We start from the raw sequence: 529 nt of genomic DNA on the forward strand, positions 1-529 counted from the left end.
CGGCTGGAAATCTGGCAATCCAGGACATACCTGCAAGAACCAGGAAAGGCTGGCAAAATACCAGCGTCGTCTGAGCAAGAAGCAAAAAGGCTCTGCTAATTTCAGAAAAGCAAAATTGAAGGTTGCCAAAGTTCACGCCAAAATTGCTGACAGCCGAAAAGACTTTCAGCACAAGCTGACCACAAAACTGATCCACGAAAACCAAGTAATCAGTGTCGAGTCGCTTCAGGTTAAGAACATGGTTAAGAATCCCAAACTGTCTAAAGCGATTAGCGATGCTGGATGGGCAGAACTGGTGAGACAACTTCAGTACAAGGCAGACTGGTATGGCAGAACCCTTGTCAAAATTGACAAGTGGTATCCATCCAGTAAGCGATGCTCCTGCTGTGGCTACACACTGGAAAGGCTCGACCTTTCCGTGCGTATCTGGGAGTGTCCTGAATGTAACTCTGTCCATGATAGAGATACCAATGCTGCTGTTAATATTAAAGCCGCTGGGCAAGCGGTGTTAGCCCGTGGAGCTTGAGTA

General features: G+C 47.3%; 1 protein-coding gene. It reads left to right on the top strand.

The features are described from left to right. On the top strand, positions 1-526 hold a 526-nt coding region (locus J7380_RS20245), incomplete at its 5' end, for an RNA-guided endonuclease TnpB family protein (RefSeq protein ID WP_209198712.1). Positions 527-529 lie beyond the last annotated feature (3 nt).

This window comes from Ruegeria sp. R8_1, assembly GCF_017743815.1.
GTDB lineage: Bacteria > Pseudomonadota > Alphaproteobacteria > Rhodobacterales > Rhodobacteraceae > Ruegeria > Ruegeria lacuscaerulensis_A.